Genomic DNA, 18,084 nt, shown 5'->3' with positions numbered 1-18,084 from the left:
CAATGACGTCAAGGACGCCTGAAACATGGACCCACGGGGCGGTCATGCTGGATGACGAGCACACCCGCTTCGCCCTCTGGGCCCCGGATGCATTTTTTGTCAGTGTCGAGCTCGACACTGGAGATTCAATACCGCTACTGCCTCAAGCCGACGGCTGGTTCATGATCCAGACCCGTTGCCCCGCCGGCACCCGCTACCGCTACAACATCGATGGCGAGCTGGAGGTGCCGGACCCGGCCTCGCGCGCCCAGGCCGGCGACATCGACCGCCAGAGCGTGGTGGTCGACCCGCATGCCTACCCCTGGCGACACACCCAATGGTCCGGTCGCCCCTGGCACGAAGCCGTAATCTACGAATTGCACGTGGGCGCCCTGGGTGGTTTCGACGGCGTCGAACAGCATTTGGCACGCTTGGCCGGGCTGGGCATCACCGCCATCGAGCTGATGCCACTGGCGCAGTTTCCCGGTGATCGCAACTGGGGCTACGACGGCGTCCTGCCCTACGCACCCCAGGCCTCCTACGGCACGCCCGAACAACTCAAGCATCTGATCGACAGCGCCCACGGCCATGGGCTGTCCGTCATCCTCGATGTGGTCTACAACCACTTCGGCCCCGATGGCAACTACCTGCACCGTTATGCCAAGGGCTTCTTCCGTGAAGACAAGCACACGCCCTGGGGCGCGGCGATTGATTTCCGCCGCCGCGAAGTGCGGGACTTCTTCATCGACAATGCGCTCATGTGGCTGCTGGAGTACCGTTTCGACGGCCTGCGCCTGGACGCGGTACACGCCATCGAAGATCCGGACTTTCTCCAGGAGCTGGCGACCCGGGTGCGCGAGCAGGTGGACCCGATCCGGCATGTCTGGCTGACCGTGGAAAACGAACACAACCAGGCCCACCTGCTGGAGCATGTCTACGACGCCCAGTGGAACGACGACGGGCACAATGCCCTGCACGTGCTGCTGACCGGTGAGACCGACGCCTACTACGCCGACTATGCCGAGCAACCGACCGAACAACTGGCCCGTTGCCTGAGCCAGGGTTTCGTCTTCCAGGGCCATCTCAATCGCCATGGCGAAGCCCGGGGCGAGCCCAGCAGTCACCTGCCGCCGAGCGCGTTCGTGCTGTTCCTGCAGAACCATGACCAGATCGGCAATCGTGCCTTGGGCGAACGCCTGCATCAGCTTGCCGCCCCCCAGGCCCTGCAGGCAGCGACAGTCTTGTTGCTGTTATCACCGATGATCCCGCTGCTGTTCATGGGCGATGAGGTGGCAGCCGAACAACCGTTCCTGTTTTTTACCAGCCACCACGGCGAGCTGGCAGAGCGGGTGCGCGAAGGCCGACGCAACGAATTCAAGGCCTTCACTGCCTTTGCCGATCCGCAGCAGCGCGAACGAATTCCCGACCCCAACGCCGCCAGCACCTTCGAGGCTTCACGCCCAAGCCTGGAATCGCAATGCCCGGAGCAACAGGCCAACGAGGCGTTGTATCGGCAACTGCTGAAAATCCGCCGTGAAGAGATCGTCCCGCGCCTGCCCGGTGCCCAGGCCCTGGGCACCGATGTGCTGGGCCATGGTGCCATCAGCGCACGCTGGCGGTTGGGCGATGGCAGCGTGTTGCGCATCGACTTCAACCTCGGCGATCAGCCCGTCGAACACAATGCCCCGGAAGAGGCACGCATTCTTTTCGAACATCCGCAGCAAGTCATGGGTCTGTTGCAACAGGGCGCCCTTGCGCCCTACAGCGCGCTGGTCAGTCTGACGCAGGCGACAACCTTGCCCAACATCACTGGAGAGCGCCTATGAGCGATGCGCAACTGGAAATCCTCGCCAGCCGAGCGGGCCTGGCGGTGGATTGGATCGATGCCAATGGCCGGGCCCAGAAAGTCTCGCCGGCCGTCTTGCGTTCAGTCCTCACCGGCCTGGGTCATCCCGCTGGCAGCGCCCAGGAAATCGACGCCAGCCTGCTGCAGTTGCAGCAAGCGCAACAGAACCATCAATTGCCACCGCTGATCACCGCCGACGTCGGGGTCAGCCTGGACTTGAGCCGCTACTTCGATGCGGGGACACCCTGCGAAATCAAACTCGAAGATGGCGCGACACTGAACCTGAACCTCGATGCCGATGCCAAGCTGCCGGGGATGGTCCCGGTGGGTTATCAGCACGTCAGCATCCAGGACCAGCATTTCACCCTGGCCGTCGCGCCGGCCCGTTGCTACAGCGTGGCCGATGCGGTGGACGACCCGACGCCACGGGCCTGGGGCCTGAGCGCACAACTGTATGCCCTCAGGCGTCCCGGTGACGGTGGCTTCGGTGACACCCAGGCCCTGGAGGAGCTGGCACGGGTGGCCGGCGAGCGCGGCGCCGAGGCCGTTGCCATCAGCCCGATGCACGCGATGTTCAGCAGCGACACCGGGCGCTACAGCCCCTACTCACCGTCAAGCCGACTGTTCTTCAACAGCCTGTACGCCGCGCCGGGCACCATCCTCGGTGAACGTGCGCTGCGCACCGCCATCGACGCCACCGGCCTGACCAATCAACTGCGCACCCTGGAAGAGCAGCCGCTGATCGACTGGCCGGTCGCCGCCCAGGCCAAGCAAAAAATCCTGCGTGCCCTGTACGACGGCTTCAGCCAGGGTGAGCATCCGTTGCATGAAGACTTCAGCAGTTTCCGCCACACCAGCGGCGAAGCCCTGGAAAACCATTGCCGCTTCGAGGCCTTGCAGGCCGAACGCGCCGCCCGGGGTGAAAGCCTCGACTGGCGCCACTGGCCGGAAGAATGGCGCGACCCGCGCAGCGCGGCCCTGGCCCATTTCGCCGAGGAAAATGCCGATGAGATCGGCTTCTACGCTTTTTGCCAATGGTTGATCGCCCGCTGCCTGGAGCGCGCCCAGAGCGCAGCCCGATCCAGCGGCATGGGCATCGGCCTGATCGCCGACCTGGCAGTGGGTGCCGATGGCGGTGGCAGCCAGGCCTGGAGCCGGCAGGACGAACTGCTCGCCTCCCTGACCGTGGGCGCCCCGCCGGACATTCTCAACCGCTCCGGCCAAGGCTGGGGGATCTCAGCGTTTTCCCCGGAAGGCCTGGTGCGCAACGGCTTTCGCGCCTTCATTGAAATGCTGCGGGCCAACTTCGCCCACGCCGGCGGCTTGCGCATCGATCATGTCATGGGTTTGCAACGGCTCTGGGTGATCCCTAACGACGCCCCACCTCGCGATGGCGCCTACCTGTATTACCCGGTGGACGACCTGCTGCGCCTATTGGCGCTGGAATCCCATCGTCATCAGGCTATCGTACTCGGCGAAGACCTCGGTACCGTGCCCGACGGCCTGCGCGAAAAACTCATTGCCCGCTCGATCCTGGGCATGCGCGTGCTGTTGTTCGAACAGGACAACACCCACTTCAAGCCCATTCTCGACTGGCCGGACAATGCCCTGGCCACCACCAGCACCCACGACTTGCCGACGCTCAATGGCTGGTGGCACGGTCACGACATCGACTGGAACGCCCGGCTCGACCTGATCGACTCGCACACCGAAATGGATTGGCGCAAACACCGCGAGCGCGAACGCGAAGGCCTGCGCCAGGTGCTGAACCAGGACCCGCAGAACTTTCGCGAAGAACACCGCGAGACCGACCAGGTGCTCGATGCCAGCGTGCGCTTCCTCGGTCACACCCGCGCGCCGCTGGTGCTGTTGCCGCTCGAAGACGCCCTGGGCATCGAGGAGCAAGCCAACCTGCCGGGCACCATCGACACCCACCCCAATTGGCGCCGCCGCCTGGCCGGGCAAAGCCAGGCATTGCTGGATCACCCGGACGCTGCCCGGCGCCTGGAAATACTCGCCTGCGCGAGGCTTCAGGCGAACGAGCGTGACCGATGAAACAGCCGTTGATCCAACCCCTGCGGGCAACATTGCGCCTGCAGTTTCATAAAGGCTTCACCCTGGACGATGCCATTCCCCAGGTGCCGTACTTCGCTTCGCTGGGCATCAGCCACCTGTATGCCTCGCCGCTGCTCAAGGCTCGCGCCGGCTCCATGCACGGCTACGATGTCGTCGACCCGACCCTGGTCAACCCCGAACTGGGAGGGGAAGCCGCGCTCAAGCGCCTGGTCGCGACCTTGCGCGAGCATCGGATGGGCTTGATCCTCGACATCGTGTCCAATCACATGGCCGTCGGCGGCAACGACAACCCCTGGTGGCTGGACTTGCTGGAATGGGGGCGCCTGAGCCCCTACGGTGAATTCTTCGACATCCAGTGGCACTCCCCCGACCCACTGATGGAAGGCCAATTGCTGCTGCCGTTCCTGGGCAGCGACTATGGCGTGGCGTTGCAGGAAGGCACCTTGCAGCTGCACTTCGATGCCAACCACGGCAGCTTCTACGTCGAGCACTACGAACACCGCTTCCCGATTTGCCCGATGCACTACGGCGAACTGCTCAAACCCGCCGAAACCTTGCCCGCCGAGCAAACCGAAGCGCTCAAGGCCCTGGCCGATCGCTTTACCACGCTGAATTACCAGACCGACGCCCACACCCTCGCCCGCCCGCTGCAAACAGAGTTGCAGGAGCTGGCGGCACAAGCGGACATCTTCGCCGCCATCGAGGACAACCTGGGCGGCTACGACTCTACCGACCCCGAAGGCTTCGAGCGCCTGCACCAACTGCTCGAGCGCCAGAGCTACCGGCTCGCCAGCTGGCGCACGGCAGCGGACGACATCAATTGGCGGCGCTTTTTCGATGTCAACGAACTGGGTGGGCTGCGGGTCGAGCGTCCGGCGGTATTCGAGGCGACCCATGCCAAGATTTTCCAATTGATCGACGAAGGATTGGTGGACGGCCTGCGCATCGATCACATCGACGGCCTTGCCGACCCTCGTGGTTACTGCCGCAAATTGCGCAGGCGCGTCGATTCGCTGTCGCCGACCCGACACCTGCCGATTTTCGTCGAGAAGATCCTTGGCGACGGCGAAACGTTGCGGCGGGACTGGAACATCGACGGCAGCACCGGTTACGAATTCATGAACCAGGTCTCGCTGCTCCAGCATGACCCGGCCGGTGCCGCCCCCCTTGCCGAATTCTGGAGCCGGCATAGCGAGCGGCCAGCGCACTTCATCGAAGAAGCCCGCCTGGCCCGCCAGCAGATCCTCAATGGCTCCCTGGCCGGAGACTTCGAAAGCGTCGCCCAGGCCTTGCTGCAAGTGGCCCGTGACGATGTGATGACCCGCGACCTGACCCTGGGCGCGATTCGGCGGGCCTTGCAGGAACTGATCGTGCACTTTCCGGTGTATCGCACCTACATCACACCTGCGGGGCACTCCATCGAAGACGAGGTGTTTTTCAACCAGGCCCTGGAAGGCGCCCGGCAAACCCTCAGCGAAGCCGACTGGCCAGTGCTCGACTGCCTGGCCGGCTGGCTCGGTGGGATGCCCTGGCGGCAACGCCCGCGCGGTAGCCAGCGTAAACGCCTGCGCCATGCCTGCGTGCGTTTCCAGCAACTGACCTCGCCGGCCGCCGCCAAAGCCGTGGAGGACACCGCGCTCTATCGCTCGGCGGTGCTGTTGTCGCGCAATGACGTGGGCTATAACACCGAGCGCTTCAGCGCCCCGGCCCAGGAGTTCCATCAAGCAGGCCTCGATCGACTCGAACATTTTCCCGACAACCTGATCACCACCGCTACCCACGACCACAAGCGCGGCGAAGACACCCGCGCCAGGCTGGCCGTGCTCAGCGAACGCGCCGATTGGTACACCGCCTGCGTGGAGCAATGGCGCATTCTTTCGCCTTCGCTGCACAGCGACCCGGCGGCGCCCTCGGCCGGTGATGAACTGATTCTGTACCAGGCCTTGCTCGGCAGCTGGCCGCTGGACCTCGACCTCCAGGACCACAAGGCCCTGGCCGCCTACAACGAGCGCCTGTGGCAATGGCAACGCAAGGCCCTGCGGGAAGCCAAGCTGCAAAGCAGCTGGGCGGCGGTCAACGATGCCTATGAGCAAGCCACCCAGATGTTCCTCGAACGGTTACTGCTGGGCGATGAGGGGTTGCCCTTGCGCAGCGCCATCGCCGAGGCGGTCCAGGCCATCGCCCCGGCGGGCGCCCTCAACAGTCTGGCGCAAACTTTGCTGCGCATGACCGTACCCGGCGTACCGGACCTGTACCAAGGCAACGAGTTCTGGGATTTCAGCCTGGTGGACCCGGACAACCGTCGCCCGGTGGATTTCCAGGCACGCCGCGAGGCGTTAGGGGCCGACAGCACGCCAGCCGCGTTGATACGCGATTGGCGTGACGGCCGAGTCAAACAGGCATTGATCGCCAGGACGCTGGCCGTGCGAGCCGAGTATCCGCAGCTATGGCGCCAGGGTCGCTACCAGCCCCTGGAAGTGCTCGGTGAGCAAGCTGAGCGAGTACTGGCCTTCATGCGTGAAGACTCGCAACAACGGGCGATCATTGTTGTACCTGTCCATGCGGCGCCGTTGCTGGAAAACAGTGCCGTGCCGCTGGTGGCTGCGTCGGATTGGGGCGATACCCGTGTGTCGTTACCGTTCGCCGCTGGGGATGAAAAACTGAAGGGACTTTTTTCAAGCGCAACAGTCACACCCCAAAGGGAGCTGCTGATCAGCACCGCGCTGGGGAATTTCCCGGTCAATGTCTTTATCCAACCTTGAGTTGAATCAGGAGCACTGCGATGAGTACCGACGATAAACGCATTCGCGAATTCGCCTATCAGATCTGGGAGTCCGAGGGTAAGCCCGCCGGGCAGGAGAAACGCCATTGGGAGATGGCGCGCAAACTGGCCGAAGCCGAAGCACTGGCGCCGAGCAAGCCACCCAAGGCGGCGAGCAAATCAGCGGCCAGCAAAACCGATGGCGTCAAGCCTGCTGCCGCCAAGAGCACCACGGCCAAGACCGCCGCAAAAAGCACGCCCCCCAAGGCCAAGCCTGCGGCCAAAGCTGTTGCGACCACCGCAGACAAAAAGCCACGGGCCACACGCAAGCCGCCGGCGGTTTGATTCATCCCCCTATCGGTCTCGTTGCCAGGTGGGAGCAAAGCTTGCTCGCGAAACAGGCGCCTCGATTTCTGAAGGAGCGCATCGCTTCATCGCGGGCAAGCCTTGCTCCCACAGAAAAGCAACGTTGTCCCACATAGCGGGGCGGTGCGACGTTTCGCTAAATCCCCTCGCCACAAGTGAACCGCATCGCTGTATCTGTCTGTCTTTTGCAGGAGCAACTATGACCCGTCCAAACAAAACCACGCCGCCGCCCGTGATCGAGGCTTCGCGGATTCGTGAGGGGCTGCCTTTTCCACTGGGTGCAACCTGGGATGGCCTCGGGGTCAATTTCGCGCTGTTTTCAGCCAATGCCACCAAGGTGGAACTGTGCATTTTCGATGATGCCGGCGAAGTCGAACTCGAACGCATCGAGCTGCCGGAGTACACCGACGAGATTTACCACGGCTATCTGCCGGACGCCCACCCAGGGTTGATCTATGGCTACCGCGTCTACGGTGCATACGACCCGGCGAACGGCCACCGTTTCAACCCGAACAAGCTGCTGATCGACCCGTATGCCAAGCAACTGGTCGGCCAATTGAAGTGGTCCGAAGCCCTCTTCGGTTACACCATCGGCCATCCCGATGGCGACCTCAGTTTCGATGAGCGCGACAGCGCCCCGTTCGTCCCCAAGTGCAAGGTTATCGACCCGGCGCACACCTGGGGTCACGACCATCGGGGCAGCGTGCCCTGGGACAAGACCATCCTGTATGAGACCCACGTACGCGGCCTCACCATGCGTCACCCTTCGGTGCCGGAGAACGTGCGCGGTACGTTCGCCGGGCTGATGGTCGACGATGTGCTGGAGCATATCCGCAAGCTGGGTGTCTCGTCGGTGGAACTGCTGCCCATCCATGCCTTCGTCAATGATCAGCACCTGCTGCACAAAGGCATGACCAACTACTGGGGTTACAACAGCATCGCCTTCTTTGCCCCGGACCCACGCTACCTGGCCAGTGGCAAGATCGCCGAGTTCAAGGAGATGGTCGCGCACCTGCACGAGGCCAATCTGGAAGTCATCCTCGACGTGGTCTACAACCACACCGCCGAAGGCAACGAACAGGGCCCCACCCTGTCCATGCGCGGCATCGATAACGCTTCGTACTACCGGCTGATGCCCGACGACAAACGCTACTACATCAACGATTCCGGCACCGGCAATACCCTGGACCTGAGCCATCCTTGCGTTCTGCAAATGGTCACCGACTCCCTGCGCTATTGGGCCACGGAGATGCACGTCGATGGCTTCCGCTTCGACCTGGCGACCATCCTGGGTCGTTATCATGACGGCTTCGACGAGCGCCACAGCTTTCTCGTGGCCTGTCGCCAGGACCCGGTGCTGCGCCAGGTGAAAATGATCGCCGAGCCTTGGGACTGTGGCCCCGGGGGCTACCAGGTGGGACGCTTCCCGCCGGGCTGGGTCGAGTGGAACGACAAGTTCCGCGACACGGTACGGGCCTTTTGGAAGGGCGACGACGGCCAGCTCGCCGATTTCGCCAGCCGAATGACGGCTTCGGGCGAGATGTTCAACCAGCGTGGCCGGCGTCCGTACGCCTCGTTGAACTTCGTCACCGCCCATGACGGTTTCACCCTGCATGACCTGGTGTCGTACAACGACAAGCACAACGAGGCCAACGACGAGAACAACCAGGACGGCAGCAATAACAACCTGTCCTGGAACCATGGCGTCGAAGGCCCGACGGACGATCCAGAGATCAACGCGCTGCGCCATCGACAGATGCGCAACTTCTTCGCCACCCTGCTGCTGGCCCAAGGCACGCCGATGATCGTCGCCGGCGACGAGTTTGCCCGTACCCAGCACGGCAACAACAATGCCTATTGCCAGGACAGTGAGGTCGGCTGGATCAATTGGAACCTGAGCGAGGACGGCGCGGCGCTGCTCAAGTTCGTCAAGCGCCTGATCAAGTTGCGCCTGACCTACCCGATCCTGCGGCGCGGACGGTTCCTGGTGGGTAACTACAACGAGGATATCGGCGTCAAGGACGTGACTTGGCTGGCCCCGGACGGCAGCGAAATGACCATTGAACAATGGCAGGACAGCCATGGTCGCTGCCTCGGCATGTTGATGGACGGCCGCGCCCAGGAAACCGGCATTCGGCGCAAGGGCGGCGATGCGACGTTGTTGCTGGTGGTCAACGCGCACCATGACATCGTCAACTTCCGCCTGCCGGAAGTCCCCGAGGGCAGTTTCTGGACCTGCATGGTCGACACCAACCAGCCGACCGTTCGTGGCCAGGAGCGCTTCGATTTCGATTCCGAATACTCCGTCACCGGACGCTCGCTGCTGCTGTTTGAGTTGCAACGCGAAGAAGAGGAATGAAGTACCGGCTGTAAAGCGCCAGGAGGACCGCAAGGACGCGGTTTTCGATGCACACAGCCCAGTTTGAAGAAAAAAATGCAGTTCAGACACACATCTCGCAAGACGAATCGGCCGACATGGTCAATACTTCACATGCGGTAGTCTCCAGGATTCGGAGCGCTGTGAATCGCAGTCATACCCACGCGGGCGTCATCGGACAGTAGGCCCGGTAGATGGCTGAAAGATTGAATACACACAAGGATGTCTCTCATGAAACCAGCCTCTCGCTTGCCTGGCCGGCAGCATCCGCAAATCTGGAACAGTGCTGCGCAACTGGCCGATATCCCGATTATCAGTACCCAGACGCTCATTCCCGCCGGCGCCCGCGCGGTCGTCCTCTCCCCGCATCCGGGCGATGAGATCGGCGCCTGTGGCGGATTGCTGCAGTTGCTGAACAATCTGGATCAACCCATGTTGCTGATCTCGGTCTCCGATGGAGCCCTGATCCATCCCGGTTCACCGCTGTGGACCGATGAGCGCCTGCGTACACACCGCCCTCACCCGCAGGAAAGCGTGGACGCCCTGCATCGCCTGGGCATTGCAGCCCATGGCCTGCAATGGGTGCGCGGCGGCTTCCCGGAAAAGGCCCTGGCCGAACACGAGGCCGAGCTCACCGACTTTATTGCACGTCACCTGCGCCCCGGTGACGTGGTGTTCAGCACCTGGCGCCAGGATGGCGACAGCGACCACGACGCCGTCGGGCGCGCCGGGGCCCTGGCCGCCGACAGGATCGGGGTGGCGTTCAACGAACTGCCGGTGTGGGCCTGGCACTGGCCGGTCCGCGAGCAAAATAAAATCCCCTGGCACCGGGCCCGCAAACTGCGCCTCGACGTCTGGACCACCGCCCGCAAGCGTCACGCCATGTACGCCTACGTCAGCCAACTCAACGGCGAACCGGCAAGTGGCATCGCCCCCCTGGTGCCCCGGGTCATCCTGGATCGGATGGGGCTGCCGTATGAGATTGTCTTCATCTGAGTACGCACCGGTAGAAGCGGTTTTGTTTGCGGATGGCGGTGATTCAGACACCGCCATCGCGAGCAGGCTCGCTCCCACAATGGATTTGCGGGGATATGCAACATCTGCGTACGCCACCGCCCTCCCTGTGGGAGCGAGCCTGCTCGCGATAGCGCTGGGCCAGGTACGATGAACCCAGCAGGAATATGAAAAATCCGGAACTGCCGGCGCCTTGGGTCAGTCGCATGAACAGGTACGTCTGATTCAGGAGGGAACGTGACTCAAGATCCCGATTGGCGGACCGTCGAACCCATGCCATCGGACCTGCCTGCGGCGGTTCATCGACTGCGGGTCCTGACGGTCAACACCCATAAGGGTTTCACCGCCCTCAACCGTCGCTTCATCCTGCCCGAGTTGCGCGAAGCGGTGCGCAGTACCGGCGCCGACCTGGTGTTCCTGCAAGAGGTGCTGGGCGAACATGACCGACACGCGTCACGCTACAACAACTGGCCCCAGACGTCCCAGTACGAATTCCTCGCCGACAGCATGTGGAGCGACTTCGCCTACGGCCGCAATGCGGTCTACCCCGATGGCCACCATGGCAACGCCCTGCTCTCCAAATACCCGATCCGCCAGTTCCGCAATCTCGATGTGTCCATCACCGGCCCGGAGCGGCGCGGGTTGTTGCACTGTGTGCTGGATGTGCCCGGGCACGCCGCTGTCCACGGGATCTGCGTACACCTGAGCCTTCTGGAAAGCCATCGCCAATTACAGCTCAAACTGCTCTGCCAACTGCTCGATTCGTTGCCCGAGGACGCCCCGGTGATCATCGCTGGCGACTTCAACGACTGGCAACTGCGTGGCAATCTCGCCCTCGCCCGCCGTGGCTATCTGCATGAAGCCTTCGAGCACCACCACGGTCGCCCCGCCAGGACCTATCCGGCCCGCTTCCCGCTGCTGCGCCTGGACCGCATTTACCTGCGCAACGCCAGCAGCCACGCCCCGCGAATACTGGGCAACAAACCCTGGACGCACCTGAGCGACCACCTGCCGCTGTCGGTGGAAGTGCATTTGTAGGGTAGACCTTTGCGGCGTGTTCTACGCGCAGACCTGTAAGTTCTGACAGTAGCGACGCTGGTTTTTCATTGCTAGGGTGCCATCCCATACAGCGAGCGTTGCCAGGCCCTATGTGCCATCTGTTGTGCAACCGATGCTGAAACCGGTGTCCACGGGGATGCCGATGCAGAGGGATAGCACATGATTCGGCACGATAAAGGATTCAATCGGCTGTTCAACGCTGTGTGGATATCAGCCCCCTTCCTGTTACCCGTCCCGGCCGCCATGGCCGCTTGCACGCTGACGCCAACCGCAGGCGATGACGCTTATGTCTGCGACAGCGGCACCAGTCCTGGGCTGACAGACCTGTCGGGTAACAACAGCCTGACCATGCCCGCCAACGGCAGTGGCGTCATTAGCGGCGACGTCACGTTTGGCACCGGCGTCGACCGCATCGTGATCAATGCCAACGGCGTGATTGACGGCGATGTCCAGCAAGGCTCCGGCGTGGACGACTTCATCATGAATGGCGGCAGGATCCTGTCCCTGGCACAAGGTGACGGTCTCGATACGTTCTTGATGACCGGCGGCACTATCGTCGACGCGTTCGAAGACGGCGACGTCGCGACGATGACCGACGGCACCATTGGCCGGGTCGACATGAAACTCGATGACAACGTTTTCGATATGTCCGGTGGAAATATCATCGGCAACCTGGTGACCGGTTTCGGCCAGGACACCATCATCCTCTCCGCAGGACGCATCGGCGGCAATGTCAGCGTCAGCGGCGGCAATGACAGCATTACCGTCAGCGGTGGCGAAATCATCGGCGAGGTCCGGGCCAGTGCCGGCGATGACCAGTTGCAGTGGAGCGGCGGCCTCATTCATTCGGCCATTTTGATGGGCGACGGCAACGACACGGCGCTGTTGAGCAACCTCGATGAAAGCCTGCTCGCCACCACGCCCAGCCTGAACGGAGGGTTGGGCCAGGACGTCTTGACGTTCAGCGGCAGCACCTCCAGCTCCGGCGCCCGCTACCTCAACTTGGAAACGATCAACCTCACCCAAGGCTCGCAACTGGACCTTGACGACACCCTGACCTTGGGGGACAGCGCCACCGCCACCGGGACGCTCAACATAGAATCCGGCAGCACGCTAACATCGACCCAAGGCGTCATTGCCCCTTTTACTGCCGGTCAGTTGGCGACGCTCAACAATGCCGGCGCCGTAGACCTCACCCAGGGCAACACCCGCACCAACGACACCCTCACTGTCCAGGGCAACTACGTCGGTAACAATGGCCAGTTGCGCCTGCAAACGCTACTCGGCGCCGACGACTCCCCCAGCGACAAGCTGGTGGTCAATGGCGGGACACTCACCGGCAGTACCGCCATCACGGTCACGAACCTGGGCGGTACGGGCGCACAGACGGCTCAGGATGGCATCGAAGTGGTCCAGGCCCAAGGGGGCGCGGTCAGTGATAGCGGCGCCTTTTCGCTGGCACAATCGGTCTCGGCCGGGGCATTCGATTACCGCTTGTTCAAGGGCGGCGTAACCGGCAATGAAAACAACTGGTACCTTCGTTCCACTGTGGTCGCCGGACCGGTAGCGGCGCCCAGCCCGACGTTGCCCGTACTGCCGGTCGCAGTACCCGGCGCAGCGCCCATTCCTCTGTACCGGCCGGAAGTGCCGACCTGGTCGGTATTGCCCCCGGCAGCGGCACAACTGACCCTGATGGCCCTGGGCACGTTCCATGACCGCCAGGGCGACCAGCGCCTGCTCACGGAAAACGGCGCGTTCGGTGCGGGCTGGGGCCGGGTCTATGGCAAGGACCTGGATCAAACCTGGGCCGGCACGGTGACGCCGCGGTTCGATGGGTCGATCAAGGGCTTCCAGGTGGGCAATGACCTGTACAGTTCGCCGCTGTCCAGTGGACAGACCCAGCGCATTGGTTTCTTCGTCGGCCATACCGAATTGAACGGTAACGTCGATGGGTTCAACCTGGGTTTCGAAGGCCGACGCGCCGGCAAGATAGAACTCGACGGCGACAGCTACGGGCTCTACTGGACGCTCACCGACCCCACTGGCGGCTACGTCGACGCCGTGGTGATGGGCACGCGACTGGACGGCGACAACCGCTCCGAACGCGGCCTGAAAATCGATAATCGCGGGCACGCCCTGACCCTTTCGGCGGAAGCCGGTTACCCCTTCGCGGTGGCCGCCGACTGGGTCCTCGAACCCCAGGTGCAGATCATCCACCAGAAGGTCTCCCTGGACACGCAAGACGACGGCGTGTCCAAGGTCGAGTTCGATTCCGACAGTGCCTGGACCGGCCGTCTCGGCGCTCGCCTCAAGGGCCGCTACCAGGTCAGCGGCATGCCCGTGGAGCCGTATCTGCGCGCCAACCTCTGGCACACGTTTTCCGGCACCGATACGGTGACGTTCGACGACACTGAGCGGGTCGAGACCCAGCAGCGCGCGTCCACCGGCGACCTGGGTGTCGGCGTCATCGTGAGCCTGGCACCCACGGTCAGCGTCTACGCCGCAGCGGACTACAGCAACAACCTCGACAGCCTTCAGCAACGCAGTGTGTCGGGCAATCTCGGTGTACGGATCAGCTGGTAGGCAGGTTCTGCGACGATGATTTGACGCCCAAATACTCGCCTTAATAACCAATTGAAATCAGCGTCTTATTGACGCTGATTTCATCTTGCCATTCATCGTTCATTTTCTTGACGCGCCGCCATCGGTCTTCTTGACTACACCGTACTACCCCCGGAAGTACAGTCAGGGGCAGGCCTCTGGAACCCGCCAAGACGGGCCGCCAAAGGCTTGCCTCAATCCATTCGGTCGCCCCTCATTCGGGGTAGGAGAGACGCCAAAAAGCGAGAAACGCATGCGATTGCAAGGCAGGCCCCCATGAAAACTTCCCTCCGTCCGCAAGATATCTCCACCGCCACCCTCCACACCCTCTCCACTTCGTTGTTGCTGCTTTCCTCCATGGAGGTACAGGCCTGGCCTGCCGAGGAGACAGTGCAGCCCTGGTATGGCCGAGCACAGTCCGACACCCTCAATACCGCATTCATCGGCAGTGACCCCGCCTCCGGCAAGAGCCCCGCCCTGTTCACATTGCGAAACGACAGCGGCCATACCCAGCGCATGGGCCTGATCAGCGGGCAAAACCAGATCATTTCAACGGGAAGTGGCCAGCTGGTAACGCCTGCGATGGCCGAGCCGGGCAAAGATGCCCTGAACCTGACAGGCTCGAGCCTCGGCGCCTATTGGAGCCTGACCGGCCCCGCCGGCTGGCACGTGGACCTGAGCGCCAGCGGCGGCCGGGTCAATGGCTACAGCCGCACCGAACAAGGCCAGCGCCAGGCCAGCGAAGGCAATGCCGTGACGCTGTCGGTCGAGGGCGGCTTTCCGATTGGCATCGGGACCCACTGGGTCGTCGAACCCCAGGCGCAGTTGATCAACCAGCGCATCACCCTCGACACACCGAATGCCGAAAGCGGCACCGGCAATGAACTGAACAGCTGGAGTGGCCGCGTCGGCGCACGACTCAAAGGTAATTACCAAGTCAACGGTCTCGGCATGGAGCCCTATGTGCGAACCAACCTGTGGCATACGGTCCAGAGCGCCGATACCTTGTCCCTGGATAAGGTCGACAAGATCAGCAGCAGCCGAAAGTCCTCCACCGTCGAAGTCGGCCTGGGCCTGGTGGCCCGGGTCACGCCGGCGGTAAGCCTGTATGTCAGTGCCGATTACAGCAGTGACGTCGACGACAACGACCTCAACGGCATCATTACCAGCATGGGGGTACGGATGCGCTGGTGATGCCGGCTCTGTAGGAGCTGCCGAAGGCTGCGATCTTTTGATCTTTCGCTTGGGACTCAAGTGTCTGGGGAAAGATCGCAGCCTCGCTGCACTCGTCAGCTCCTACACCGCGCCTACATAAACACGGCGCAAGCAATCTGCCGCCACTTAAAAAACACCTCCATTAAGGCGTATAACGCTAAAAGCGATTTATACCTGCAAGCCGTTTGCCTTGGCTCATTTCATTGATTGAGTAACGACATGACCACAGCCCCCTTCCTCGCCAACCTGTTCCCCGGTGCCGCCGACATCCCGCAGGCCTACCGCCTCGAAGGCCGGATCGAACAGCGCGAATACCTCGTCGACGGCGTCCTGCAAACCTGGCAAGGGCCACTGGCCGTCGTCCGCAGCCCCGTTTACCTGACGGGTGAGCTGGGCGATGAGCAAGTGATTCTCGGCAGCACACCGCTGCTGGACGCCGAAACCGCCCTCACCGCCCTGGACGCTGCCGTGCGGGCTTACGATCGCGGCCAGGGCCAGTGGCCCACGATGCGCGTCGCCGAGCGCATCCGCCACGTGGAAACCTTCCTGGCGCGCATGCGCGAGCAACGCGAGGCCGTGGTCAAGTTGCTGATGTGGGAGATTGGCAAGAACCTCAAGGATTCCCAGAAGGAATTCGACCGCACCTGCGACTACATCGTCGACACCATCAACGCCCTCAAGGAGCTGGACCGCCGCTCCAGCCGCTTCGAGCTGGAACAGGACACCCTCGGGCAGATCCGCCGCGTGCCCCTGGGCGTGGCCTTGTGCATGGGCCCCTACAACTACCCGCTGAACGAAACCTTCACCACGCTGATCCCGGCCTTGATCATGGGCAACACCGTGGTGTTCAAGCCGGCCAAGCTCGGCGTCCTGCTGGTGCGACCGTTGCTCGAAGCCTTCCGCGACAGCTTCCCGGCAGGCGTGATCAACGTGATCTACGGCAGCGGCCGCGAAACTGTCAGCGCGCTGATGGCCAGCGGCAAGATCGACATCTTCGCCTTTATCGGCACCAACAAGGCGGCCAGTGACCTGAAGAAGCTTCACCCGCGACCACACCGCCTGCGTGCAGCCCTGGGCCTGGATGCGAAGAACCCCGGGCTGGTGCTGCCGGAGGTCGACCTGGACAACGCGGTCAACGAGGCGCTGACCGGTTCGCTGTCATTCAACGGCCAGCGCTGCACGGCGCTGAAAATCCTGTTTGTCCATGAAGATGTGGCGCCGGCGTTCATCGAGAAGTTCAACGCCAGGCTCGCCAGCCTGAAACCGGGCATGCCCTGGGAGGACGGTGTGGCGCTGACGCCGTTGCCCGAAGCGAGCAAGGTCGATTACTTGCATTCGCTGGTCGCCGATGCGCTCGCCAAGGGTGCAGAAGTGAAGAATGCCCATGGCGGCGAATCGCGCAGCTCGTTCTTCTACCCGGCGGTGCTGTACCCGGTGAACACCGCGATGCGGGTCTACCATGAGGAACAGTTCGGCCCGGTCGTGCCCATCGTGCCGTACCGCGACCTCAATACCGTAATCGATTACGTACTGGAGTCCGACTTCGGCCAGCAGCTCAGCATTTTCGGCACCAACCCGGCACAAGTCGGCAAGCTGGTGGACACCTTCGCCAACCAGGTCGGCCGCATCAACATCAACGCCCAGTGCCAGCGTGGCCCGGACACGTTCCCGTTCAATGGCCGGAAGAATTCGGCCGAGGGTACCTTGTCGGTCCACGATGCGCTGCGCACCTTTTCCATCCGCACGCTGGTGGCAACCAAGTTCCAGGACAGCAACAAGGCGTTGATCAGCGACATTATCCGAGAGCGGGATTCCAACTTCCTGACCACTGACTACATCTTCTGATCCACGCCCGAACATGGGCTACGACAGGGCTGGGCGCCGCGATTTGATACCCCAGCCCTGTTGCATGCCGGCAGCCGCCAGCAGGATCGCCGCCACGCCCAGCCATTGCAGCGGCTCCAGGCGATGGCCGAAGGCAAACCAGTCGACGAAAATCGCCGCAATCGGATAGATGAACGACAACGCACCGGTCAATGCAGTCGGCAAGCGTTGTATGGCGCTGTACAGCAACACGTACATCACGCCGGTGTGCACCATGCCCAGGGTCAGCAGGCTGGCCCAGGCTTCGGTTTGCTGCGGCAACGCCGAGAAGTTCGCCCAGGGCGCCAGCAGCAACACCCCGGTGCTGACCTGGATCAGCGCGATCAGATGAGGCGGCGTGCCGGTCAGGCGCTTGATGATCAACGCCGCGATGGCGTATAGCAATGCGGCCCCCAGCGCCAAGGCAATGCCCAGCAGATAGTCGCCGCCGCCCTGCCCTTGCTCACCATGGGCACTGACGATGGCCAGCATTCCGAGAAACGACACCGCCAGCCAGAACAGCTTCTGCGCGGTGATTTTTTCCCCCAGGAACAACGCCGCCAGCCCCACCAACATGAACGGCTGGACGTTGTACACCGCCGTGCCGATGGCAATCGAGGCGCGGGAATAAGAAGCAAACAACAACACCCAGTTGCCGACGATCGCCACACCGCTGAGTACCGTCAGCAGGAAGGTCGTACGGGTGAGAATGCCGGGGTGCAAAAAGCCGAAACCGGCGCAGATCAGCAGCAAGGTCACGGCGCCGAACACGCAGCGCCAGAACACCACATCCAGCACCGGCAGGCCGGAAACCAGCACGAACCAACCAATGGTGCCGGAGATCAGCATGGCGGCAGTCATTTCCAGCGAACCGCGGCGTAAGGTCTTGTCCATCTTCAGGCTCCTTCAGCAAGTGGGCACAGTATG

General features: G+C 62.7%; 11 protein-coding genes. 10 read left to right on the top strand and 1 reads right to left on the bottom strand.

Translation table 11 applies throughout. The features are described 5' to 3' along the window. The first annotated feature begins 2 nt into the window (after positions 1-2). The 10 genes from treZ to B0E42_RS26190 all read left to right on the top strand — a co-directional run bounded on the left by treZ (position 3) and on the right by B0E42_RS26190 (position 17,139). On the top strand, positions 3-1,805 hold the full coding sequence (treZ, locus tag B0E42_RS26235) for a malto-oligosyltrehalose trehalohydrolase (RefSeq protein WP_053179997.1): 1,803 nt from the start codon (positions 3-5) through the stop codon (positions 1,803-1,805). After that, positions 1,802-3,880 (top strand): 4-alpha-glucanotransferase, encoded by a 2,079-nt coding sequence (gene malQ / locus B0E42_RS26230; protein WP_077508354.1) that lies wholly within the window; start codon positions 1,802-1,804, stop codon positions 3,878-3,880. Before treZ ends, malQ begins: the two co-directional genes overlap by 4 nt. Continuing rightward, entirely contained in the window at positions 3,877-6,663 is a 2,787-nt protein-coding gene (locus tag B0E42_RS26225; RefSeq protein WP_077508351.1) for a malto-oligosyltrehalose synthase, read from the top strand. The genes malQ and B0E42_RS26225 overlap by 4 nt, the downstream gene beginning before the upstream one ends. A 20-nt stretch (positions 6,664-6,683) precedes the next feature. Then, positions 6,684-7,007: a DUF2934 domain-containing protein gene (locus B0E42_RS26220; protein ID WP_018601361.1), complete on the top strand. Its 324-nt coding sequence runs from the start codon at positions 6,684-6,686 to the stop codon at positions 7,005-7,007. Between the two features lie 220 nt (positions 7,008-7,227). Continuing rightward, positions 7,228-9,387 (top strand): glycogen debranching protein GlgX, encoded by a 2,160-nt coding sequence (gene glgX / locus B0E42_RS26215; RefSeq protein ID WP_077508348.1) that lies wholly within the window; start codon positions 7,228-7,230, stop codon positions 9,385-9,387. Between the two features lie 249 nt (positions 9,388-9,636). Then, positions 9,637-10,401, top strand: a complete 765-nt coding sequence (locus B0E42_RS26210) for a PIG-L deacetylase family protein (RefSeq protein ID WP_018601365.1) — start codon at positions 9,637-9,639, stop codon at positions 10,399-10,401. Positions 10,402-10,692: 291 nt separating this feature from the next. Beyond that, entirely contained in the window at positions 10,693-11,457 is a 765-nt protein-coding gene (locus tag B0E42_RS26205; protein WP_371915908.1) for an endonuclease/exonuclease/phosphatase family protein, read from the top strand. A 180-nt stretch (positions 11,458-11,637) separates the two neighbouring features. Next, on the top strand, positions 11,638-14,061 hold the full coding sequence (locus B0E42_RS26200; RefSeq protein ID WP_077508342.1) for an autotransporter outer membrane beta-barrel domain-containing protein: 2,424 nt from the start codon (positions 11,638-11,640) through the stop codon (positions 14,059-14,061). Between the two features lie 294 nt (positions 14,062-14,355). After that, on the top strand, positions 14,356-15,273 hold the full coding sequence (locus tag B0E42_RS26195) for an autotransporter outer membrane beta-barrel domain-containing protein (protein ID WP_053180005.1): 918 nt from the start codon (positions 14,356-14,358) through the stop codon (positions 15,271-15,273). 240 nt (positions 15,274-15,513) lie between these two features. Beyond that, positions 15,514-17,139, top strand: coding sequence for an NADP-dependent glyceraldehyde-3-phosphate dehydrogenase (locus tag B0E42_RS26190; protein WP_053180008.1), 1,626 nt, complete (start codon positions 15,514-15,516; stop codon positions 17,137-17,139). A gap of 18 nt (positions 17,140-17,157) precedes the next feature. On the opposite strand, the gene B0E42_RS26185 is transcribed toward B0E42_RS26190, so the two are convergent. Further along, entirely contained in the window at positions 17,158-18,051 is an 894-nt protein-coding gene (locus B0E42_RS26185) for a DMT family transporter (RefSeq protein ID WP_053180010.1), read from the bottom strand. Positions 18,052-18,084: the final 33 nt, after the last annotated feature.

The sequence above is a fragment of the Pseudomonas sp. A25(2017) genome (assembly GCF_002001065.1).
GTDB lineage: Bacteria > Pseudomonadota > Gammaproteobacteria > Pseudomonadales > Pseudomonadaceae > Aquipseudomonas > Aquipseudomonas kilonensis.
This window is presented reverse-complemented; position numbering and strand designations above follow the sequence as displayed.